The sequence below is a fragment of the Hansschlegelia beijingensis genome (assembly GCF_014196425.1).
GTDB classification, from domain to species: domain Bacteria; phylum Pseudomonadota; class Alphaproteobacteria; order Rhizobiales; family Methylopilaceae; genus Methylopila; species Methylopila beijingensis.
On record NZ_JACIDR010000001.1, the window covers coordinates 802,240 to 824,054 of the forward strand.

Below are 21,815 nucleotides of genomic sequence, written 5' to 3' on the forward strand. Positions count from 1 at the left end.
AGGCTCGCGTCTCGAAGCACGCATTGATCGGTTCAGCTTTCACGCCGCCGCCTCGATAGCTCCCGCAGACGGTCATATGCGCCGGCTATCAGCGCTTCCTTCTTGATTCTGGACCAGCCCTTAATCTGGCGCTCAGCAGCGACGGCGTCTTCGATCCGGTCGAACCCTTCTGAGAAGGCTAATTCAACGGGCCGGCGGCTCGCCGCGAAGCCGCCATATGCGCCGGCCTGATGTTCTGCGATCCGCTTTCCGAGGTCGCTCCCCCGTGCGCTACCGACATAATACGAGCCGTCAGCACAGCGGAGGATATAGACCCACGCGTTCGGCATCGGGTTGATCCGTGCGTGCTTCGAGACGCCGTCCTGCGGACGGCTCCTCAGCATGAGGAGTGGCGATGCTGATGGAAAGGCCAGCCGCTTGGTCGCTCATGAAAAAGCTCTCGCGGCTCGGCCCTTACGCCTCGTCCTCGTCGCCGAGCGCGCGGTCGATCGCCTCGACCAGCACCTCCGGCGGATGGGCGCCCATCACCACGAGCTTGTTCTCGAAGATGAAGCAGGGGACGCCCTCGACGCCGATCGCGCGGGCCTGGGCGATCTCCTCGCGGACGTCCTCGACGTCCTCGTCGCTGTCGAGCCGGTCCCGCAGCGTCTCCCAATCGAGGCCGGCCTCCTCGGCCGCCCGGCCGATCACGTCGAGATCGGAGATGTCCTCGGATTCGGTGAAATAGGCCTCGAACAGGCGCTCGATCAGCGCGCCCTGCGCCACGGGGCCTTCTTCGGCGGCCCAGCGGATCGCGCGATGGGCGTCGAGGGTGTTCGGGGCGCGCGTGATGTCGGCGAACAGGAACGCGATGCCTTCGTCGCGGCCGATGGCGGTGACCTGATCGAGCGTCGCTCGCAGCCGGGCCACGTCGTCGAACTTGCTTTCGAGATACTCATCGCGGTCGAGCCCTTCCGGGGGGATCGACGGATCCAGCTGATACGGCCGCCAGCGGATCACGGCGTCCACGTCCGGCCGGGCCGCGAGTGCGGCTTCGAGGCGGCGCTTGCCGATCCAGCACCAGGGGCAGACAGGATCGGCGAAGACGTCGATCGCGAGCGGAACGGACATGAGGAAGAGCCTGTCAGCAAGATGAAGCCGCCGATATGGGGCGGCTTGGTCGGGTTCGTAACCCCGTCAGGCCGCGCCGCGCGCGCGGTCGCTGACAGCGGAGGCCGGGAGCAGGGCCGGGCTGAACCCGGCGGCGAGAATGGCTTCCGCCGACGACGCGCCGTCCTCGACCGGGCCAAGGACGAAGCGGGCGCCGAAAAGCGCGTCGTCCTGCGCCTCCAGCTTCCCCGGAAGACTCGCGACCTGGGCCGCCATCTCGGCGTCCCCAAGGCTCACCGCGAGACCGCCGATCTGGGCCACGCCGCGCCGTTTGCCGCCGGGCAGGACGCGCCCCACGACGCGGTCGGCAAGCCCGATCAGACCGGTGTCGAGATAGCCGTCCGCTCCGAAGGGCGGGGTCGGCGCGCCCGGGTCGCCGGGAAACGCCGCCTGCGGACAGGCGGGGCCGCGGACGAACAGTCGCCCGTCGGGAAGCACGCGCAGGTCGATCAGCGGCCCGAGCCCGTCGGGGCCGGAGGGGCCGAGCGGCAGCGGCGCGTGCAGCGTTTCGCTGGAGCGGGCGGCGGCCAGCAGCCCGAGTTCGCCGATCGCGACGGCGTCCACCACGGTCGCGCCCTCGACGCCGAGCGGCTTGGCGGGCCCGCGGCCATCAGGCGCCCGCCACAGGGCGGTGACGCCGTGGAGGCCGGCCTGGCCGAGGCCGCATTCCTCGATCAGACGGTCAGCGGCCCGCCCGGGCAGGATCAGATGCGTCGCCCCGATCTCACGCACCGCGGCGGCCAGCGCGGGGCCGTCGGAGGCCTGGTGGAACAGAACGGTCGCGGCGGTCGTCAGCCACGGCGCGAGGCCGGTCGCCAGGCCCGCCAGGCCGGCGAGATCGATTGTGGAGACGAGCGCCGCCTGCTCCGAGAGGCGCGCGGCCAGCAGCGGCGTCAGAGCGGCGGCGACCAGATCGTTGTGGCTCCGCGGAACGGGCGCGCCGCCGGCCTCGAACGTGATGATCGCGACGTGGTCGGCCGCGTCTTCCGGAGGCGTGCGGCCGTCCCAGGAGACGTCAGGCTCCGAGAAAGCCTCTTCGAGCGGGGTCGCGCCGTCGGGCGCGCCGTCGCCAAAGCAGCCGACGAAACGCACGCCCTCCAGCCCCCAGGCCACCTCGCAGGCGATCTCGACGAGGGGCGCGCCTGCGGCGTGGGTCATGGTGATCATCGCGCTCGCGTCGACCGAGAGCAGCGCCCGCGCGACCTCGAACCGCCGCCACGCGAGCGGCAGCATCGCCGGCACGAGACCCGCGCGCCAGAGCCCGAGGCAGACCAGCGCGCCCTGCCAGCTCGAGCCGAGCTGGACGCCGACCACCGCGTCTTCCCGCAGCCGCCAGGAGGCGAACACGGCCGCCAGCGCCGACACGGCCTCGTCGACGTCGCGCCAGGAGCCCGCGAAGGGCAGGCCGTCGCCCGCGAGCGCGCGGCGCTCCGGGCTGCGGCGCGCGTTCAGCGCCAGCACGCCGTCGAGCGTCAGCCGGCCTGCGACCGGGTTCGGCATCGGGTCGGGAGCGAATGGACTGAGGCGCATGGCTAACCGTCGGTGCCGGCCGGCGACGTCGCGCGCCACCAGGTTTCGAGTACAGGTCCGTAGAGCGGCGTGACGTCCGGGCGCTGGATCGCCTTCCAGCGCGCGATCCACTGCTCCCTCACGTGGAACAGCGGGACGACATAGAAGCCAGAGAGCAGGATTCGGTCGAGCGCGCGAACCGCCGAGACGAAGTCGGGCCGCTCCCGCGCCGCCAGCATGGCGTCGATCATGGCGTCGACCGCAGGCTCCTTGACGCCCATGTAGTTGCGCTCGCCGGGAGTGTCGGCGGCGGCGGCGCTCCAATACTTCTTCTGTTCGGTCCCGGGGGAGAGCGACGACACCCAGTTGTAGACGATCATGTCGAAGTCATAGGTCTGCAACCGCCGGAACGCCTGGATGGAATCCGCCAGCCGCACGTCCGCCCGCGCTCCGATCCGCTCGAGACCACGCGCGAAGGCGAGCGCCAGTCGCTCGTCCTCCTTGGTCGAGACCATGATCTCGAACCGGAACGGCGCCCCGTCCGAGTCGCGCGCCAGCGCGCCGCCCTTCAGCGACCAGCCAGCCGCGGCGAGCAGGTCGAGCGCCTTCCGCAACTGCTCGCGATCCCGGCCGGAGCCGTCTCCGCTGGGCGCGCTCCAGCGGCCCTCAAGAATGTCGTCCCTGACGACGCCCGGGAACCGCGCCAGCAACTCCCGCTCCCGCGCGTCGGCCGGCCGGCCGTGCGACGACAGCTCGGAGCCTTCGTAGTAGCTCTGGGTCCGCACCGTGGCGCCGCCGAACATGTTCCGGTCGACCCACTCGTAGTCGAACAGGAAGCCGAGCGCCTCGCGCACCCGCACATCCGAGAAGATCGGCTTGCGGGTGTTGAACACGAAGGCGTTCATGCCCCAGGGCAGGCCGGACGTGAAGCTCTCGAGCACGACATCTCCGCGGCGGACCGCCGGGATGTCGTAGCCGGTCGTCCAGCGCACCGGATCGGCCTCGATCCTTATGTCGACCAGGCCTCGCTTGAACGCCTCGAGCATCGCGTTGGCGTCGCGATAATAGTCGTAGCGGATCTCGTCGAAATTGTTCACGCCGCGGTTCACCGGCAGGTCGCGGCCCCAGTAGTTCGGGTCGCGCCGATAGGTGATCGAGCGGCCGGGATCGATCGCGCTCACGCCGTAAGGGCCGGTGCCGACCAGCGGCGTGAAGGTGGTCTGCTCGAACCGGCCGACATCCGTCGCGTGGCTCGCGAGCACCGGCATCAGCCCGAGAATCATCGCCAGTTCGCGGTCGTCCGTCGGCAGGTCGAATCTGATGGTGCGCTGATCGATCACCGCGGCGTTGCGGACGCGGCGGTAGTTTGACCGGAACGCCGGCTGCCCACGCTCCCGGAGCAGTTCGAAGGTGAACAGCACGTCCTCCGCGCCGACCGCCTCGCCGTCCGAGAAGCGTGCCCGCGGATCGATGTGGAAGACGATGAAGTCCCGGTCGTCGGGCAACTCGACGGATTCCGCGACGAGGCCATAGAGCGCGAACGGCTCGTCATAGTTGCGAGCCAGCAGGCTCTCATAGACGAACCCCTTGAGGCCCTGCGCCGGGACGCCCTTGTAGGCGTAGGGATTGAGAGTGTCGAAGGCGCCGAGCCAGCCGTTGGTCAGCCGGCCGCCCTTGGGAGCGTCGGCGCGGGCGTAGGGCAGGCGCTCGAATCCGGGAGGAAGAGCGGGCTCGCCATGCATCGCCACGCCGTGGCGTCGCGGAAGCGGTTCGTCGGCCGCCGCCGCCGGCAGGGGCCGGCATAGCGCCAGAGCAAGCGCGGGCGCCGCTCTCAGCACATCCCGACGCGCGATCAATGGACCCTTCAACGGCTCGGTCGCCATTCTCTCGTGCGGCTGGCGCGAGCCGCGATTCGCAAATCCTGAAAAGGAGGTTATCACAGGCGTGGTCTTGGGCGCGCCCTGCGCCGACGGGCCGCCGGGGGCGCCTGCCGGGTCACTGTCTCGCCGTATTTGCTGGACAGACAGCCGGTCACCGCTTTCGCAGTCGAGCGGCTTCCGCGTAGATGCGCGACGCGCAGGATTTCACTATAGACGCGCGGCGGCCGAGCGGGTCGGGTCGTGCTGAACGACAGGAAGGATACTGCATGGAACTGGGTAAGATCGCGCGCCTCGCCCTGCTGTCCGCGGCGCTAGGCATGGTCGCCGCACCGTCCTACGCGCAGGACAAGCCTGCTGCGGGCGACGCTCAGAAGGCTCCTGACGCCGCGGCCGGGCCTGGTCCGATGTCGGCGAATCCGCCCGCCCCGCCGCAGCCGAACTGGGTCAAGATCTGCAACACCGACCCGAATGCGAAGAAGGAGGTCTGCCTGACCTCCCGCGACCTTCGGACCGAGACCGGCCAGACGATCGCCTCCATCGCCGTGCGGGTGGTGAGCGGCGAGAACAAGAAGTTCGTGCTCGCGGCTGTCCCCCCCGGCCTCCTGATCCAGCCGGGCGTGCGCATCGCGGTCGACCAGAACAGCCCGACGAACGGCAAGTACTCGATCTGCTTCCCGAACGCCTGCTACGCCGAGCTCGAGATCAACGACGCCTTCTTCAACAACATGAAGAAAGGCAGCAATCTCGTTCTGCAGGCGATGAACCAGCAGGCCAAGACGCTGAATTTCCCGATCAGCCTGGCGGGCTTCACCAAGGCCTATGAGGGGCCGGCCGCGGACCCGAAGGCGATCGAGGAATACAAGAAGGAAATGAACGAGGGGCTGAACCGCCTCGCGGAGCAGCAGCGCAACAAGCTGCAGGCGCCGAGCACGCCGGTCCCGCCGAGCGACGGCGGCCCCTCCATCGGCGACAAGGCGCCGGTCAAGGGTCAGTAAGCCCTTCAGGTCTTGAAAACGCGAAACGCCCGGGCCTCGGCCCGGGCTTTTTTCTTCCGCTTCGTCGCGGTCAGTTCATGAAGAACCGGCGGATCCTGTACGAGCCGTCCTCGGCCCGCCGGAACATCGCCTCGACCTGCGGGTGGCGGACCGGCTCGCCGCTTATGTCCCGCTCGAGGTTCTGCTCCGAAACGTAAGCGACGTATTCGGTTTCCTCGTTCTCGGCGAACACGTGGTAGAATGGCTGATCGCGCGCCGGACGCACGTCCACCGGGATCGCCTCCAGCCACTCCTCGCTGTTCGAGAAGGTCGGGTCAACGTCGTAGATCACGCCCCTGAAGGGGTGGACGCGGTGGCGGACCACCTGGCCGATCGTGAACTTCGCGCGGCGGAAGCGCTCGGAATGCATCAGGAATCCCGTTTATGGACGCGCGACATGATCTGAGCCGCGCGCCTCCGTCAACGGTCCCGCGTCTTCAGAGTCCGTAGCGCTCGGCCGCCTCGGGCTCGCGTTCGGCGATCTGCCGGGCGAGGTCGACGATGACCTTCGCCTGCTTCCAGGTCGCGTCGTCCTGCATCTTGCCGTCGAGCATCACCGCGCCGGTGCCGTCCGGCATGGCGTCCACGATGCGCTTGGCGAACCTGACCTCCTCGACGTCGGGCGAGAACACCTTCCTGGCGATCGCGACCTGGCTCGGATGCAGCGTCCAGGCGCCCACGCAGCCGAGCAGGAACGCGTTGCGGAACTGCGCCTCGCAGGCTTCCGCGTCGGCGAAGTCGCCGAACGGTCCGTAGAACGGCTTGATGCCGTTGGCCGCGCAGGCGTCGACCATCTTGGCGATGGTGTAGTGCCAGAGGTCGCTCTGCGAGAAGGCGCGGGCGCCGTACCCCTCCTTGTCGGCGAGCACGCCGTAGCTCGGGTGGCCGCCGCCGACCCGCGTGGTCTTCATCCGGCGCGAAGCCGCGAGATCCGCCGGCCCGAGGCTCATGCCGTGCATGCGCGGACTGGCCCTGGCGATCTCCTCGACGTTCATCACGCCCTGCGCGGTCTCCAGGATCGCGTGGATCATGATCGGCTTCTGAAGCTTGTGCCGGGCCTCGAGCTGCGCGAGCAGCCGGTCCAGATAGTGGACGTCCCAGGCGCCCTCGACCTTCGGCAGCATGATGACGTCGAGCTTGTCGCCGACCGCCCCGACGATCTCGATCACGTCGTCGAGCGCCCACGGGCTGTCGAGCGCGTTCATCCGGATCCACAGGCCCGCCGCGCCGAAGTCGGTCGCCTGCGCCATCTGGATGAAGCCGGCGCGGGCGGCCTCCTTTGCGTCCGCCGGGACCGCGTCCTCGAGATTGCCGAGCACAACGTCGACCTGCGCGGCGAGATCAGCCGCGCGCGCGCGGATCTTCTCGACGTGCGGCGGGACGAAATGGATCATCCGCTCCACCTTGACCGGCGGCTCGCGGAAGGGCGCGGGCGCGCCGAGCGCGAGCGGGCGGTAATAGGCGCTCGGGACGATCATGTTGGCGGCCTTTCGCTGAGGCGGTGGAGGCGCAGATTTCGCGGGCGCAATGCTGCGTCGCAAGACGGCTTTCGTCGCATGGCCGGCGGGCGCGCCGGTCGGCCCTCATGCGAGCCATGCCGCGCCCGCCATTGACCCGCGCCCGAGGAACACTTAGCCGGAAATCTGCACAGGACCCGCAGCCCCAGGAGCGCGCCAGTCCATGACCGACGTGGCCGGACTGGCGCTGCCCTTTTTCGGGCTGATCTTCCTCGGCTTCCTGTGCGGGCGGATCGGCAAGGCGCCGCAGAGCGGCCTCGCCTGGTTCAACATCTACATCGTCTATGTCGCGGTGCCGGCGCTCTACTTCGTGCTGATCTCGAAGACGCCGTTCGAGGAGCTGGCCAATGTCGGCTTCGTGGCCGCCACGACCGCCGCGACCTTCACGGCCTTCCTGCTGTCGCTCGGCATCGGCCTTGTGGCGAGCGGCGGCCGGCTGCCGGAGGCCGCGATCCAGGGGGCGGCGGGCAGCTACTCCAACGTCGGCTACATGGGTCCAGGGCTGACGCTCGCGACGCTCGGGCCCGCCGCCGCGGCGCCGACCGCGCTGATCTTCGTGTTCGACTGCACGCTGCTGTTCACGCTCGTGCCGCTGCTGATGTCGATCTCGGGCCCGAGGCACCAAAGCCCCTGGGTCACGGCGGGGCTCGTGCTGCGCCGCATCGTGTTCCACCCGTTCAACATCGCGACCGTGGTGGGGGGGCTCGCGGCCTACTTCCACTATGCTCCGCCGGAGCCCGTGATGCGGATGGTCACGCTGCTCAGCGGCTCGGCGGCGCCCTGCGCGCTGTTCATGATGGGCGTCACGGTCGCGCTCGCCCCTCTGACGCGGATCCCGCTCGAGCTTCCGGCGCTGGTGACCGTCAAGCTGCTGGTCCACCCGCTGATCGTGTTCGGAATCCTGCAGCTCGTCGGGGGCTTCGATCCCGTTTGGGTCGCGACGGCGGTGCTGATGGCCTCGCTGCCGCCGGCGCTCAACGTCTTCGTCATGGCCAGCCAATACGGCGTCTATGTCGAGCGCGCGTCGAGCGTCATCCTTGTGGGCACGGTCTGCTCGGTGCTGACGGTCACGGGTCTGCTGGCGCTGATCGTCGGCGGCTGGCTGGACTAAACCTCAAAGGCCGGGCGCGCCGAGCAGTCCCTCACGCATGACGAAGCGACGCAAAGGGCCGATCCGCGAGATCGCCGCGAGGCCGACGCCGCGGGCGAAATGGACCGGCGGCAGCGGGGACAGCAGCGACAGATTGAGGAGATCGGTCGCGGCCGCGCGCGTCAGCACGTCGGCCGCACGGGCCCGGGAATAGGCGCCGAGCGCCTGCGCTCCGCCGGGATCGCGCCGCTCCGCGAGCGCCGCGGCTATGACGGCCGCCGCGCGCGCTGCGTCCCGTACGCCCAGGTTGAGCCCCTGAGCGCCGATCGGCGGCAGCACATGGCCGGCTTCGCCGACCAGCAGGGTGCGGCGCGCCGCAAAGCAGGTCGCCGCCCCGACCGTGATCGGGAAACGGCCGATAGAGCCGGTGACCCGAATCTCTCCCAGGATCCGCCCGCTCTTGCGCGTCGCGGCCTTTCCGAGCGCTTCGGGGCTGAGGGCGGAGAGCTCCTCCGCCTGCCCGGGCGTCGCGACCCAGACGATGCTCGACCGTCGGCCCGGCATCGGCACGAGCGTGAACGGGCCTTCCTCGAAATGGAACTCCGTGGAGACGCCCTCGTGCTCGCGGTCATGCTCGACCGCGAAGGCGAGCGCCGTCTGGGGCGCGCGGTGGCTCTTGAAACTGATCCCGGCGGCGTCCCGAAGCAGAGAGTTCCGCCCGTCGGCGGCGATCGCGACCCTGGCCTCGATGGTCGAGCCATCGTCCAGCGTCAGTGCGATCAGCTTCTCGCCCGGCCGGCTCTCGCGCGCCTGGGCGAACCGCCGCGCGGCCCCGGGCGCGCGCATGAAGGCCTCGGCCAGCGCCGCCGTGAGCGCCGTGTTGGGCACGTTCCAGCCGAAAGCCTCGAGCCCGAGTTCGCTGGCCCGAAAGGTGGCTTCCGGCGCCCGAAACAGCCGCCGTCCGCCGTCGACGATCCTGAGCGTCCGGAGCGGCGCGGCCGCGCCCCGCAGGGAGTCCCAGACGCCGGCCTCGCGCAACACCGCGACAGAGCCTTCGAGCAGTGCGGTGGTGCGGGCGTCCTGCGGCGGGGGCGGCGCGATCAGCGTCGTCGCCGCTCCGGCGCGCGCCGCCAGCAGCGCGGCCAGCAGCCCCGCGGGACCACCCCCAACCACCACGACTTCGGAGTGATCCGCGTCCATATCTTGCGCCTTCGGCTGCAATCCGAACCGCTGGTTTAGGGCCGATCGGCCGCTGGAGGAAGGCGGGGCGGGCGGGGCGCGAGCGTCGGCTCGCAGGCGCACGCGGCGGAAGACGTCTCCCGCGATGCTCGAAATTCCCAGCGTGTTTGCTAAAACGCGCCGCGACCGCACGGCCGGCGTGAAGAGTCCGACCCGCCCCGGAACTCCTCCGCCTGGCCGCCGGCGCTGACCGGAGGCGAACGATGAAGAACAGATCGTGGGGACTGCTGGCGGCGCTCGTTTTGGCGTCGGCCCTGCCGGGAGCCGGCGTGCGGGCGGCTGACGCCGAACCCGGCACGGCCTGGGTGGAGAACCACAGCGAGCCCACGGACTGCGCCGAGTTCGACAATGTCTACTACACGCTGACCGACCAGCGCGTGCGCGCCTTCCAGATCGACGTCAGCGCGCCCGTCTATCTGAACGATCTCAAGACTGACGACACGGCCCCGAACTTCGCGAACTGCGAAGCGATGAAGGACGATCCCAAGAACAAGTTCACGCCCAAGCAGGTCACGCTCTACGACGACGGCGAGACGCGGGTCGTTGGGCACACCTACGCCGAGTCCTGGCGTCCCAAGGGGGCCGAGGTCGTGGTCGGCGAGAAGGCGGAGCGCGACCTGCACCTCGTGCAGCTGTTCGAGAAGGTCGACGGCAAGTTCATCGAGTATCTCGTCGTCTACCCGTTCGACGGATACTGGCGGGCGAAGCCGCTGCCGCCCGAGCGGTTCCCCGACGCGGCCTACGGCACGTCCTTCCTCGTCGGCCCGGTGGAGACCCAGCACCGCCCGATCGTCGACATCTCCCGGCTCGAGATCGATCCGAAGGCGAAGCTGTTCCGGATGACCTTCGCGCGTGGCGGGTCGGCCGAGCTGAAGGTCAGCAGCGTCGACCGCTCCCGCGTCCTGCTCGACGTGCTGCTCGAGGGGCCGAAGGTCAGCCCGCCGGCGCCCTTCGCCGCGATCCGTTCGATGTTCGTGAGCCCGACCAACGCGGACGCCGCCCGGGTCAACTGGCGGACCACGGCGGGACTCTACAACGCGCCCATCATGGAGTTTAAGGGAGCCAATGCGAGCGAGGTCCGGTTCGACCGAATCGAGCTCTCCCGACACAACACCAGCGCGCCGGACGTGACCTTCCGCAACTTCGTCACCGCGCTCGGAAAGTAGGAGCGGCCATGGCCAAGGCGATCCGGATCAGCCAGACGGGCGGCGCCGACGTCCTGAGCTTCGAAGACGTCGAGGTTCCGGCGCCCGGCAAGGGCGAGGCCGCGATCCGCCAGACCGCGATCGGCGTCAATTTCCTCGACGTCTATCACCGCACCGGGCTCTATCCGCAGCCTCTGCCGTTCACGGTGGGCTCCGAGGGCGCGGGCGTCGTGACCGCGGTTGGCGAGGGCGTGACGGAGATCGCCGTCGGCGACCGGGTGGCCTATGCGGGCGGCCCGCTCGGCGCCTACGCGACCGAGCGCGTGCTGCCTGCCGAAAGGCTGGTGAAGATCCCGGCCGGCGTCAGCGACGAGATCGCAGCCGCGGCGATGCTCAAGGGCATGACGGCCCAATACCTTCTGCGCCGCACGTTCAGGGTCGGGCCGGAGCATGTGATCCTGTTCCACGCGGCGGCCGGCGGAGTGGGGCAGATCGCCTGCCAGTGGGCGGCTCATCTCGGCGCGACCGTGATCGGCACCGCCGGCGGATCGGAGAAGGTCGCGCTCGCAAAGACAAAGGGCTGCGCCCACGTCATCGACTACCGGACGGAGAGCTTCGTCGATCGCGTCCGGGAGATCACCGGCGGCAAGGGCGTCGACGTGGTGTATGACTCCGTCGGCAGGGACGCGTTCCCGGGCTCGCTGGACTGCCTGAAGCAGCGCGGGATGTGGGTGAGCTTCGGCCAGTCGTCCGGCCCGATCGAGCCGTTCCCGATCGCAATGCTTGGACAGAAAGGCTCGCTCTTCGCGACGCGCGCCAGCCTGTTCCACTACATCGCGACCCGTCCGGAACTGCTCGCGACGGCGGAGGATCTCTTCGACGTCATCGCATCGGGCGTGGTCTCGATCGACATCGGCCAGCGCTTCCCCCTCGCAGAGGCGGCGGAGGCCCACAGGGCCCTGGAGGGCAGGGCGACCACGGGCTCGACGATCCTGATCCCCTGAGGGCTTGCCTGACCGAGGACCGAGCGCTGGCGGCCGCCGCCCTTCGCCAGCGTCCCGCGCCTCGGCTATAGTCCGCAATCCGACGTTCCTTCAGCGAGCCTGATGCCGACCTTTCGCACCACCCGACGCGTGCTCCACACCGCCGACGAGATGTTCGATCTCGTGGCGGACGTCGAAAAGTATCCGCTGTTCCTGCCGCTCTGCGAAGCGCTCCGGATCCGCCGCCGGGAAGAGCGTGATCATCGGCCCGTGTTCGTCGCGGACATGACGATCGCCTACAAGATCATCCGCGAGACGTTCACGAGCCGCGTCACCCTCGATCGCGAGGCGAGCGCCATTCTTGTCGAGTATCTCGACGGTCCGTTCAGCCACCTCGAGAACCGCTGGACGTTCCGGCCGCTCGAGAATGGCGGTTGCGAGGTGCAGTTCTTCATCGACTGGGAACTGCGCAGCCGCACCCTGGGCATGCTCGTCGGATCGGTGTTCGATCGCGTTTTCCGGCGCTACGCCGAGGCGTTCGAGCAACGCGCCGAGGTGGTGTACGGCGCACGGCGGGCGCTCGCGTGAGGCCCGGATGACGGTCGGCCGCCCGGACGAGGCCGGACTGATCGCCCGGTTCTTCCGTCCGCTCGCGACGGCTCCGGGAGCGGCGCTGCTGCTGGACGACGCGGCCACGGTGCCCGCGGACGGGGGGCGGGAGCTGGTCGTGACCACCGACGCCATCGTGGCGGGGATCCACTTCTTCCCGGACGACCCGCCGGACGCGATCGCCCGCAAGGCTCTTCGGGTCAATCTCTCAGACATCGCCGCCAAAGGGGCCGCGCCCGCCGGCTATCTGGTGACGCTGGCGCTGCCGCAGGACTGGACGACGGACTGGCTCGAGGGCTTCGTCGACGGCCTTGCGGCCGATCAGGAGGAGTTCGGGGTCAGCCTTCTGGGCGGGGACACGGTCCGGACCCCGGGTCCGCTCTGGGTGTCCGTCACCGCTCTCGGGCACGCGCAGGAAGGCCATGTGCCGAGGCGCAGCGGCGGGGCGCCCGGGCAGCGGCTCTACGTCACCGGCACGATCGGCGACGCGGCGCTGGGGCTGCGGCTGCGCCGTGACGAGCGCCTGGCGCTGCGCTGGGATCTCCGGCGCGCCGAGAAGGAGCTCCTGCTCGACCGCTACCTGCTTCCCGAGCCGCGCCTCGGGCTCTCGCGCATCGTGGCCGCATATGCGACCGCGGCGATGGACGTCTCGGACGGCCTCGCGGGGGACGCCGGCAAGCTCGCCGCCGCCTCGCGCTGCGGGGCGGTGATCGACGCCGCGCGCGTGCCTGTCTCGCGCGCCGTCGCCAGGGCGGTGGAGCATGACGAAGCGGCGCTCGCCGCAGCGCTGACGGGCGGCGACGACTACGAGCTGCTGCTCGCGATCGATCCCGGCGACGCTCCCGCTTTCGAGTTCGAGGCGGCCGCGACCGGCATCGCCGTCACCGACATCGGCGCCCTCGTCGAGGGCGGCGGGATCGAGATCGACAGGCAGGGACGGCCGCTTGACCTCGGACGCGGCTCCTTCACGCATTTCTAACCACGTGCGTGGCTTCGTGATGGGCGATTTCTGAGCGGCCCGTCCTATAAAGCAAAACAATCGCGTTTTTCCGAAGCAGAGTGGTCCGCGGACCTGCGCCGCTGAAACGGGAATTCGTGGCCGTTCATGGGTTTGGACAACGCGGCGGAGCCGACATGCATAAGATGAAGACTTCAGTGACGGTTGCTATCCTGCTGGCGGCCGCAGCGACCGGATCGGCTTCGGCCGCGAGCTGCGGCAACACCGGCGACGGCTTCCAGCAGTGGGTGCAGGCCTTCAAGGCCGAGGCCCAGGCGCAAGGCGTTTCCGCCCGCACGGCCGAGGCGGCTCTCGGGAACGTCAGCTATGACCGCAATCTGATCGCGTTCGACCGCAACCAGAAGGTCTTCAAGCAGAGTTTCGAGCAGTTCTCGGCCCGCATGGCCTCCAACGCGCGCGTGAACGGCGCCAAGTCCCGCATGGCGCGCTACGGCGCGGTGCTGCAGCGGACCGAGCAGCGCACCGGTGTGCCGGCCCCGGTGATCCTCGCAATCTGGGGGCTCGAGACCGATTTCGGCCAGGTGCAGGGCAAGAAGCCGGTCTTCAACGGCCTCGCGACGCTGGCCTATGACTGCCGCCGCACCGAGATGTTCCAGCGTGAGCTGATCGCGGCGATGAAGATCGTCGACCGCGGCGATCTCACCATGTCGGAAATGCGCGGCGCGGCGCATGGCGAACTCGGCCAGGCGCAGTTCCTGCCGAGCTCCTATCTGAAGTTCGCGACCGACGGCGATGGCGACGGCCGTCGCGACCTGGTGCGTTCGGGCGCCGACACCATCGCTTCCATCGGCTCCTATCTGCAGGGCTATGGCTGGCGCGCCGGCGGCGGCTGGCAGGAAGGCTCGGCGAACTTCGGCGTATTCAAGGAGTGGAACCGCTCGAGCGTCTATCAGCGGACCATCGCTCTGCTCGCCACGAAGATCGCCGCCGCGACGGGCTACAGCAGCGCCGGACGCTGAGCGTCAGGAGCGGCGCGGCTTTCCGTCGACCTTCGACCTTGGTTGGTCGCGCCGCTTCATCTTGTTCGCCGCATTGCGGAAGTTGAACGCATCTGGCAGCCTCCCTGTGACCTTTCGGGCGGGCGGGGAATACAAGCCCAACATGGACAAAAAGGCCCCGGCTTCGGCCGGAACGGCTTCCGGTGGGTCGCGGCTGGAAACGCGTTCAAGGAACAGAGACAATGGCGCTGACGCTCATCGTCCTTCTCGGACTGTTATCAATCGTCTACGGCGTATGGGCGACCCGCTCGCTGCTTGAGGCCGACGCCGGCAGTCCGCGAATGCAGGAGATCGCTGCGGCGATCGCCGAAGGCGCCCAAGCTTACTTGAAGCGCCAGTACACGACGATCGGAATAGTCGGCGTCGTCATCTTCGTGCTTCTTGCGTATTTCCTGTCGCTGCCGGTGGCGGTCGGCTTCCTCATCGGCGCGGTGCTGTCCGGCGCCGCCGGCTTCATCGGCATGAACGTGTCGGTGCGGGCCAATGTGAGGACCGCTCAGGCGGCGACGAGGTCGCTCGGCGCCGGCCTCGAGGTTGCGTTCAGGTCGGGCGCCGTCACCGGCATGCTGGTCGCCGGCCTCGCTCTGCTGGGGGTCGCGATCTACTACGCGATCCTGACCTCCTTCCTCGGCCACGCCAGCAGCGACCGCGTCGTGATCGACGCCCTCGTGGCCCTCGGCTTCGGCGCCTCGCTGATCTCGATCTTCGCGCGCCTCGGGGGCGGCATCTTCACCAAGGGCGCCGACGTCGGCGGCGATCTCGTCGGCAAGGTCGAGGCGGGCATCCCCGAGGACGATCCGCGCAACCCCGCCACGATCGCCGACAATGTCGGCGACAATGTCGGCGATTGCGCAGGCATGGCGGCCGACCTCTTCGAGACCTATGCGGTGACGGTCGTCGCCACCATGGTGCTCGCCTCAATCTTCTTCGCCGGCAACCCGGCGCTTTCGAGCCTGATCCTCTACCCGCTCGGCATCTGCGCCGCCTGCATTGTCACCTCGATCGCCGGCACGTTCTTCGTGAAGCTGCCGGCGAACCAGTCGATCATGGGCGCGCTTTATCGGGGCTTCGGCGTCTCGGCGGGTCTCTCGCTCATCGGCATCGCGATCGCCACGGCCGCGCTTGTCGGCTTCAGCGCCGAATACACCACCTCGACGGGCGCGACCTTCACCGGGTGGGACCTGTTCCTCTGCGCGGTCGTGGGCCTGGTCATCACGGGCCTGATCGTCGTGATCACCGAGTACTACACCGGGACCGGATACCGCCCGGTGAGGTCGATCGCTGCGGCGTCCGTCACCGGCCATGGCACCAACGTCATCCAGGGCCTCGCGGTCTCGCTCGAGGCGACGGCCCTGCCGGCGCTCGTCATCATCGCCGGCATCATCGTGACCTATTCGCTGGCGGGGCTGTTCGGCATCGCGATCGCCGTCACGGCGATGCTGGCCCTCGCGGGCTTCGTGGTCGCGCTCGACGCCTTCGGCCCGGTGACGGACAACGCCGGCGGCATCGCCGAAATGGCCGGCCTGCCGGCGGAGGTGCGCACGTCGACGGATGCTCTCGACGCCGTAGGCAACACCACCAAGGCCGTCACCAAGGGCTACGCGATCGGCTCGGCCGGCCTCGGCGCGCTCGTGCTGTTCGCCGCCTATACGTCGGACCTCAACCACTTCATCGCGAACGCCGCCGACTATCCCTACTTCGCCGACGTGAAGCTCGATTTCTCGTTGGCGAATCCGTACGTGGTCGTGGGCTTGCTGTTCGGCGGAATGCTGCCGTTCCTGTTCGGCGCGATGGGGATGACGGCGGTCGGCCGGGCGGCCGGCGCGATCGTCGAGGAGGTCCGCCGCCAGTTCCGCGAGAGACCCGGCATCATGCAGGGCACCGACCGCCCGGACTACGGGCGCGCGGTCGACCTGCTGACCAAGGCGGCGATCAAGGAGATGATCATCCCGTCGCTGTTGCCGGTGCTCTCTCCGATCTTCGCCTACTTCGTGGTGCTCGGCGTGGCCGGGAAGAACGAGGCGTTCTCCGCGGTCGGCGCCATGCTGCTCGGCGTCATCGTCACCGGACTGTTCGTCGCGCTCTCCATGACCTCGGGCGGCGGGGCCTGGGACAACGCCAAGAAGTACATCGAGGACGGCAATCACGGCGGCAAGGGCTCGGACGCCCACAAGGCGGCCGTGACCGGCGACACGGTGGGCGACCCCTACAAGGACACCGCCGGGCCTGCGGTGAACCCGATGATCAAGATCACGAACATCGTGGCGCTGCTGCTCCTCGCTGTCCTGGCTCACGCGGGCTGACGAGAGCCTCGGCCCCGTCCCGGCGCTCGCCGGGGCGGGGTCGGCCATGTCGGGGGCGGGGGATCGGCCGGCGGGCCATCGCCGCACACGCCCCCTAGGTCCCTCATCAGGATGGGCTGACACGCCTCGGCGCGGCGCTTAAATCGCTCAGACGGGAACGCTACCGGCGCCCTGAGGCTTCGGTCACTCACCAGCGCGAGAACGTCGGGCTGTCTCGCAGGTCTCGGCGTCTCGCGCGATCGGCCGGCTGCGGCTGAGTTCCGCCTGCTAAGCGCTTCGCGGCGTCTGGCCCCCCCGGCGGCGGAACTTCGCGTATCTCCGGCGCAGGGCCGCCAGCGCGTATTTCAGCGTGATGTTGAACGACGCCTTGAGCACCGGGAACGGGCTGTTCGGATGCCCGGCGATCCGCCCGCCGGCGTTGCGCCATGCGGCCAGGCCGCCGCGCAGCGCGCGGGCGCCGCTCAGTCCGAGGGCGCGGGCGCGTTTGGCGGCCTTCAGCGGAGCGGCCTTGGGTCCGCCATAGAAGATGAAGACCTTGCCGGGCTCGAACAGTCGGGTGTGAAGGGGGCTCGCGGGATCGACGAGGCCGGCGAACTCGCCGGGCGGGCAATGGAATGAACCTTCGATCCACCCACGCTGATCGGCTGTCTCCCAGTCGCTCAGATCGACCATCACGACCTGTTTGCGGCGCCACATGGCGATCGCTTCCGGAGCCTTGATCGCGAGCGGCGTCTCGGCGCGCCTGCGGGCCTGGCTGCCAGGCCGCTGAAGAGCGGTAAGCGGCGTCATGCTGGGAAGCGCAGAACTCGTGAACGCCATGTCAGGCGGTCCTTCGAACGTGATTCGGATCAGCGCACGCTAAGTATACCGCGCCGCGGCCATCGTGCCGCCGCGGTTTGAAGCTTTGATGACGGGGATATTGTCTATTAGACGAACGCCTGACAGCCGGGCGGCGGCGAGAAGCCGCGCGGGACGATCCAGGGACGGATCGTAAGCCCCGAGCGTCTCCGCGTCGCGGAGTTCGAGATAATCTATCGTGAACCCAACGCTTTCCATCTGCCGCCGTGCAACGGCCAAAGCCGCCTCCGGGTTCCCGCCCGCGGAGATCGATCCTGCGGCGGCCGTCATCGCCTTGTGCAGCGTCGCCGCCGTGTCCCGATCCGCAGCGCTCAGATAGGCGTTCCGCGACGACAGCGCGAGACCTGACGGCTCGCGCACAGTCGCAAGCGTCTCGATGCGGACCGGCAAGCAGAGATCACGGACCAGCCGCCGAACCACCGCGGCCTGCTGGAAATCCTTCTCGCCGAACACGGCCACGTCGGGCGCGCACTGGATCAACAGTTTCGCCACGACCGTCGCGACGCCGGCGAAGAAGTGCGGTCGGGCGTCGCTCTCGAGGCCGTTGGCGGGGCCCCCGACGGTGACGACCGTCGATGCGCCCTCCGGATACATCTCGGCCGGATCGGGCGCGAAGACGAGGTCGACCGGGACGCCCTCAAGCTTCCGGAGGTCGCTCGCCAGATCGCGCGGGTAGGTCGCGAGATCTTCATGAGGCGCGAACTGGGTCGGATTGACGAAGATCGAGACCACGACCTTCTCGGCCTCTTCGGCGGCCTTCCGAACCAGGGACAGGTGGCCTTCGTGCAGCGCGCCCATGGTCGGGACCAGCGCGATCCCGCCGCCCCCCGAGCGCCAGGGGCGCAGTCGGGCTCTCAGTTCCGAGACGGTGGAGACGACGACGGGTGGGGACATCGGGCGCTCACTCTCACCTTGCCGCTCTCGCGGCGGCGGGGCGCCTGCGTTATCAGGATGTCGGGCTGCGCGCCACGCCGCGTTCGCCGCGGTCCCGCGCCGCCAGGCTGGCGGCGGACGAGCAGGAAAGACATGATCTGGATTCTTCTGGGAGCGATGGCGCTCGCCGCCCTCGTCGCGCTGACCCGCATCGTCATCAAGTCCGACCCGCGGCGGTCGCGGCGGTCCGTGCAGGTGGCCTCAGCGCTTTGCTGGGCGCTGGGACTGACTCTCGCTCTCACGGGCAAGCCGATCCCGGGGCTGATCCTGATGGCGCTGGGGGCCTTCGGGACCGGCGCGCTTGCGCGCCGCGCCCCTTCAAGAGTCGGTGAAAGAGAGCGTCGCGGCGGGGCGGCCGGAGGGGGTCCGGACTTCCAGGGTCACGCGAACCCGGGGGGCCGAGAGCGAGACGTCCGCGGCCGGCGGTCGGGCGTAATGACGGAAGAGGAGGCGTATCAGGTCCTTGGCCTGCAGCCGGGGGCGACCGCGGAGGAGGTCGCTCGTGCGCATCGGGCGCTGATGAAGAAAGTCCATCCCGACCAAGGGGGGTCGACCGAGCTCGCGGCGAGGGTCAACGCTGCCAAGGACGTTCTCGCGGCGCGGCGACATGCCTAGCCTCCCCGGTCCGCCTTAGTTCTTGATCGCGAAGCAGCTGACGGAGCTGCGCTTGAGCGCCTTGCAGGCCGCGCCAGCCGTCCGCTCGTTCAGACCCGCGAAGCGCGCCCGGTAATAGGTCGTCTCGCCTTTCGTGAACGTCTCGGTGAACGGCTCTGCGCGCTTGAGGACGGCCCCGCCCTTGGCCTTCGCGTTCGACAGCAGCTGCTGCGCCTGGTCCGGCGCGGTCGTGGCGCCGATCTGGATCATCCAGCCCGAGCGGACGGGCGCGCGCTCCGCCGTAGGGGCGGGCCGCGGCGCGACGTCGAGATCGCGCGTGGCGGAGGCCACCCGGACGGGGCGCGCGGGCGCCTCCTCGCGGTCTTCGATCACGGCGGCCACGACCGGATCAGGCTTCCGGGCGACGCTGCCGGTGACGGAGGGCTGGTTGCCCACCACCCAGCGCATCGGCTGGCCGACCTCGGCTACGGCAGGCGCCGGCTCCGGCTCGACCGGCAGGGAAGCGACCGCGACCGGCTCTTCCGCCGGCGGGAGCGCCCGCGCCACGGCCTTGGGCGTCGCGCCCGAGGCCACAGGGGCGGGCGAGGGCAGGGGAACCGGAACGTCAGCCACCTGCTGCTCGCGGACCGGCATCAAGGGCGCCGGCAGCGGCAGCGGGGTCGGCACGCTCGCCATCACGGCCGGACGGGTGCTCCTGGAGCCACGATCATTCTCGGCCACCAGCGGCGCGGTGCGCGAGCCGGACTGGGCCTTCGGCAGGTTGAGCGCGATCAGCTCGCGCATGTGGGCGTCGCGCGAGGGGCCGGTGCGGCCGCCCATGACGACGGCGACGATGCTGCGGCCCTGGCTCTTCACCGAGGTGAGGAGGTTGAAGCCGGAGGCGTTGGTGTAGCCGGTCTTGATGCCGTCGACGCCCTCGACGCGGCCGAGGAGCTTGTTGTGGTTCGGCATGGTGCGGCCGGCGAAGTTGAACACGCGCGTGCCGAAATAGCCGTAATAACGGGGGAAGCGGTCCTGGATCGCGCGGCCGAGCGTCACCAGGTCGCGCGCCGTCGACACGTGGGTCGGGTTGGGCAGGCCGGACGCGTTGCGGAATACGGTCTTGCTCATGCCGACGGCGCGCGCCTTGCGCGTCATGCGGTCGGCGAAGCCCGCCTCTGAGCCTTCGAGATTTTCGGCGAACGCGCAGGCGACGTCGTTGGCGGATTTCGTCACAAGCGCCTTGATGCCGTCCTCGACCCGCAGGGACTGGCCGGGCCGGAGGCCGAGCTTGGAGGGCGCCGCGGCCGCGCAGTTCGCGGACATCGTGATGCGGCTGTCGAGACTGATGCGGGAGCGCTCCAGATCCTCGAACACGAGGTAGAGCGTCATCACCTTCGTGACGGAGGCCGGGAAGCGGAGGTTGTCGGCGTTCTTCTCGTAGAGGACCGCCCCGGTCTTGGCGTCGACGACCAGCGCGGCGTAGTTCGAGGCGCCGGTGAAGGTGGCGGCCGGCGCGATGCGGGCCTTGTGCTGAGACGAGTGGCGCTTCTTTGATCGCGCCTCGGCGCTATCGACCGTGGCGAAAATCGCGCCTGTCAGCACGCCCGCGGCGGCCACGCAGGTGACAAATCGGCCGCTCCAACTCACAACGCAACTCGGCTTCATCACACGCATTCCCGTATCGCCCGCGCCAGGTGGACGTTGCCGGTCCACCCATTCGACGCCCGCCTCGCGCCGTCGGCGTCTCCCGGACAGCGCAGTCAACGACGCTAAGCAGACGCGGTTACGGAGGGGTTAAGGCGAAATCGCGGGTTGTGCGGTGCAAAACACGATCTTGACAGTCATGCTGCACTGCATATATTCCGTCCGCTTGAACGCTAAGACGTTCGAAAGCGCTCCGCTGAAGGGTTGAGCCGCTTTCAAGACAGCGGGGCGCGCGTGGCGCAGCCCAACCCTCCAGGAGGAGACCGGCATGACGACCAACACGTTCGAGGACGCTCAGAAGTACGGCCGCGAGAACATGGATCTCGCGCTCAAGAGCTTCGGAGCCGTGAGCAAGGGTCTGCAGGCGATCGCCGTCGAAGTGGCCGATTATTCGAAGAAGGCCTTCGAGGACGGCACCGCTCTGGTCGAGAAGATCGCCAGCGCCAAGAGTGTGGACAAGGCGTTCGAGGTACAGTCGCAGTTCGTGAGGTCGAGCTATGAGACGTATCTCGCCCGCGCGACCAAGATCGGCGAGCTTTACGCGGACATCGCCAAGGAAAGCTACAAGCCGATCGAGACGGCCTTCACCAAAGCCAAGTGAGGCGCTGACGTCATCGGCCCGGTCCCGCGACCGGCGCACCCCAGCCCGGCTTCTCGCCGGGCTTTTTTTTGCCTGCGCGTCTACCTACTTGATCGTCGGCGGGACGTTCCGACAGTCTGGCGTGCGTGATGCTCCAGAGCTAGGATCAGCTCGGATGAATGTGATGCGGCGCCGCGCGGTCCCTCGTACGCGCCGCGACGACTGACGAGGCGGCGGCTGACTCATGAGGGAGACGAGGACGAGCAATTCGAAGCGTGGACTGCGTCGGACGGATGTGCGGCGCAGCGGTGCGGCCCTTCGGGCCGCGAAACTCACCGGCGGGCTGCGCCGGGTGGAGGATGCGGGTCCTGGCACGGGCGTCGTCACGAAGACGCGCCCGAAGGTCAAGAGGCCGAGCCTTTACCGGGTGCTGATACTTAACGACGACTACACTCCGATGGAGTTTGTCGTGCATGTGCTGGAACAGTTTTTTGCAAAGGACCGTGAAGCTGCGACGCGGATCATGCTCCACGTCCATAATCACGGCGCGGGGGAGTGCGGCGTCTACACCTACGAGGTGGCCGAAACCAAAGTGACGCAAGTCATGGATTTCGCTCGGAAGCACCAGCATCCATTGCAGTGCGTCATGGAAAAGAAGTGAGGTAAAGC

The 21,815-nt window shown here is 68.9% G+C and carries 20 protein-coding genes and 1 pseudogene; 11 read left to right on the top strand and 10 right to left on the bottom strand.

Features of this window, described 5'->3' with window-relative positions:
• Nucleotides 1–32: 32 nt before the first annotated feature.
• The 4 genes from GGR24_RS03755 to GGR24_RS03770 form a co-directional block, all read right to left on the bottom strand.
• The gene (locus GGR24_RS03755; RefSeq protein WP_183393923.1) at nucleotides 33–329 is read right to left on the bottom strand and encodes a GIY-YIG nuclease family protein; all 297 of its coding nucleotides are present in this window, start codon (nucleotides 327–329) and stop codon (nucleotides 33–35) included.
• A 124-nt stretch (nucleotides 330–453) separates the two neighbouring features.
• Nucleotides 454–1,110 (bottom strand): DsbA family oxidoreductase, encoded by a 657-nt coding sequence (locus tag GGR24_RS03760; RefSeq protein WP_183393924.1) that lies wholly within the window; start codon nucleotides 1,108–1,110, stop codon nucleotides 454–456.
• Between the two features lie 66 nt (nucleotides 1,111–1,176).
• Nucleotides 1,177–2,679, bottom strand: coding sequence for an AMP-binding protein (locus tag GGR24_RS03765; RefSeq protein ID WP_183393925.1), 1,503 nt, complete (start codon nucleotides 2,677–2,679; stop codon nucleotides 1,177–1,179).
• 2 nt (nucleotides 2,680–2,681) lie between these two features.
• Nucleotides 2,682–4,400 (bottom strand): extracellular solute-binding protein, encoded by a 1,719-nt coding sequence (locus GGR24_RS03770; protein ID WP_246397924.1) that lies wholly within the window; start codon nucleotides 4,398–4,400, stop codon nucleotides 2,682–2,684.
• A 404-nt stretch (nucleotides 4,401–4,804) separates the two neighbouring features.
• On the opposite strand from GGR24_RS03770, the gene GGR24_RS03775 reads away from it, so the two are divergent.
• Entirely contained in the window at nucleotides 4,805–5,533 is a 729-nt protein-coding gene (locus GGR24_RS03775) for an invasion associated locus B family protein (protein WP_246397925.1), read from the top strand.
• 70 nt (nucleotides 5,534–5,603) lie between these two features.
• On the opposite strand, the gene hspQ is transcribed toward GGR24_RS03775, so the two are convergent.
• Complete coding sequence (gene hspQ, locus GGR24_RS03780; protein ID WP_183393927.1) at nucleotides 5,604–5,942, bottom strand: heat shock protein HspQ; 339 nt, start codon at nucleotides 5,940–5,942, stop codon at nucleotides 5,604–5,606.
• Nucleotides 5,943–6,009: 67 nt separating this feature from the next.
• A complete protein-coding gene (locus GGR24_RS03785) occupies nucleotides 6,010–7,050 on the bottom strand; it encodes an HpcH/HpaI aldolase/citrate lyase family protein (protein WP_183393928.1) in 1,041 nt (346 codons plus the stop codon).
• A gap of 202 nt (nucleotides 7,051–7,252) precedes the next feature.
• On the opposite strand from GGR24_RS03785, the gene GGR24_RS03790 reads away from it, so the two are divergent.
• Nucleotides 7,253–8,200 (top strand): AEC family transporter, encoded by a 948-nt coding sequence (locus tag GGR24_RS03790; RefSeq protein ID WP_183393929.1) that lies wholly within the window; start codon nucleotides 7,253–7,255, stop codon nucleotides 8,198–8,200.
• Nucleotides 8,201–8,203: 3 nt separating this feature from the next.
• On the opposite strand, the gene GGR24_RS03795 is transcribed toward GGR24_RS03790, so the two are convergent.
• Nucleotides 8,204–9,379: a UbiH/UbiF family hydroxylase gene (locus GGR24_RS03795; protein ID WP_183393930.1), complete on the bottom strand. Its 1,176-nt coding sequence runs from the start codon at nucleotides 9,377–9,379 to the stop codon at nucleotides 8,204–8,206.
• A 242-nt stretch (nucleotides 9,380–9,621) separates the two neighbouring features.
• Between GGR24_RS03795 and GGR24_RS03800 the strand changes: the two genes are divergently transcribed.
• The 6 genes from GGR24_RS03800 (at nucleotide 9,622) to GGR24_RS03825 (ending at nucleotide 16,474) form a co-directional block, all read left to right on the top strand.
• Nucleotides 9,622–10,584 carry a hypothetical protein gene (locus GGR24_RS03800; RefSeq protein ID WP_183393931.1) on the top strand — a complete coding sequence of 321 codons (963 nt, stop codon included), beginning with the start codon at nucleotides 9,622–9,624 and terminating at the stop codon, nucleotides 10,582–10,584.
• Between the two features lie 8 nt (nucleotides 10,585–10,592).
• Nucleotides 10,593–11,567, top strand: coding sequence for a quinone oxidoreductase family protein (locus GGR24_RS03805; protein WP_183393932.1), 975 nt, complete (start codon nucleotides 10,593–10,595; stop codon nucleotides 11,565–11,567).
• A 102-nt stretch (nucleotides 11,568–11,669) separates the two neighbouring features.
• Nucleotides 11,670–12,134, top strand: coding sequence for a type II toxin-antitoxin system RatA family toxin (locus tag GGR24_RS03810; protein ID WP_183393933.1), 465 nt, complete (start codon nucleotides 11,670–11,672; stop codon nucleotides 12,132–12,134).
• Between the two features lie 7 nt (nucleotides 12,135–12,141).
• On the top strand, nucleotides 12,142–13,134 hold the full coding sequence (gene thiL, locus GGR24_RS03815; RefSeq protein WP_183393934.1) for a thiamine-phosphate kinase: 993 nt from the start codon (nucleotides 12,142–12,144) through the stop codon (nucleotides 13,132–13,134).
• A 155-nt stretch (nucleotides 13,135–13,289) separates the two neighbouring features.
• Nucleotides 13,290–14,132 carry a lytic murein transglycosylase gene (locus GGR24_RS03820; protein WP_183393935.1) on the top strand — a complete coding sequence of 281 codons (843 nt, stop codon included), beginning with the start codon at nucleotides 13,290–13,292 and terminating at the stop codon, nucleotides 14,130–14,132.
• Between the two features lie 221 nt (nucleotides 14,133–14,353).
• The gene (locus GGR24_RS03825) at nucleotides 14,354–16,474 is read left to right on the top strand and encodes a sodium-translocating pyrophosphatase (protein ID WP_183393936.1); all 2,121 of its coding nucleotides are present in this window, start codon (nucleotides 14,354–14,356) and stop codon (nucleotides 16,472–16,474) included.
• Nucleotides 16,475–16,741: 267 nt separating this feature from the next.
• On the opposite strand, the gene GGR24_RS03830 is transcribed toward GGR24_RS03825, so the two are convergent.
• Together GGR24_RS03830 and panC are read right to left on the bottom strand one after the other, a co-directional pair.
• Complete coding sequence (locus GGR24_RS03830; RefSeq protein ID WP_183393937.1) at nucleotides 16,742–17,293, bottom strand: rhodanese-like domain-containing protein; 552 nt, start codon at nucleotides 17,291–17,293, stop codon at nucleotides 16,742–16,744.
• Between the two features lie 39 nt (nucleotides 17,294–17,332).
• Nucleotides 17,333–18,226 (bottom strand): pantoate--beta-alanine ligase, encoded by an 894-nt coding sequence (gene panC / locus GGR24_RS03835; RefSeq protein ID WP_183393938.1) that lies wholly within the window; start codon nucleotides 18,224–18,226, stop codon nucleotides 17,333–17,335.
• 405 nt (nucleotides 18,227–18,631) lie between these two features.
• Between panC and GGR24_RS17585 the strand changes: the two are divergent.
• Nucleotides 18,632–18,880 (top strand): annotated as a pseudogene (locus tag GGR24_RS17585) (DnaJ domain-containing protein); the annotation flags it as partial.
• 15 nt (nucleotides 18,881–18,895) lie between these two features.
• Here the strand turns inward: GGR24_RS17585 and GGR24_RS03845 are convergent.
• Complete coding sequence (locus GGR24_RS03845; protein WP_343066181.1) at nucleotides 18,896–20,479, bottom strand: serine hydrolase; 1,584 nt, start codon at nucleotides 20,477–20,479, stop codon at nucleotides 18,896–18,898.
• A 355-nt stretch (nucleotides 20,480–20,834) separates the two neighbouring features.
• On the opposite strand from GGR24_RS03845, the gene GGR24_RS03850 reads away from it, so the two are divergent.
• Both GGR24_RS03850 and clpS read left to right on the top strand, forming a co-directional pair.
• Nucleotides 20,835–21,167 (top strand): phasin family protein, encoded by a 333-nt coding sequence (locus GGR24_RS03850; protein WP_183393941.1) that lies wholly within the window; start codon nucleotides 20,835–20,837, stop codon nucleotides 21,165–21,167.
• A gap of 223 nt (nucleotides 21,168–21,390) precedes the next feature.
• Complete coding sequence (gene clpS, locus GGR24_RS03855) at nucleotides 21,391–21,807, top strand: ATP-dependent Clp protease adapter ClpS (RefSeq protein ID WP_246397926.1); 417 nt, start codon at nucleotides 21,391–21,393, stop codon at nucleotides 21,805–21,807.
• The last annotated feature ends 8 nt before the right edge of the window (nucleotides 21,808–21,815 follow it).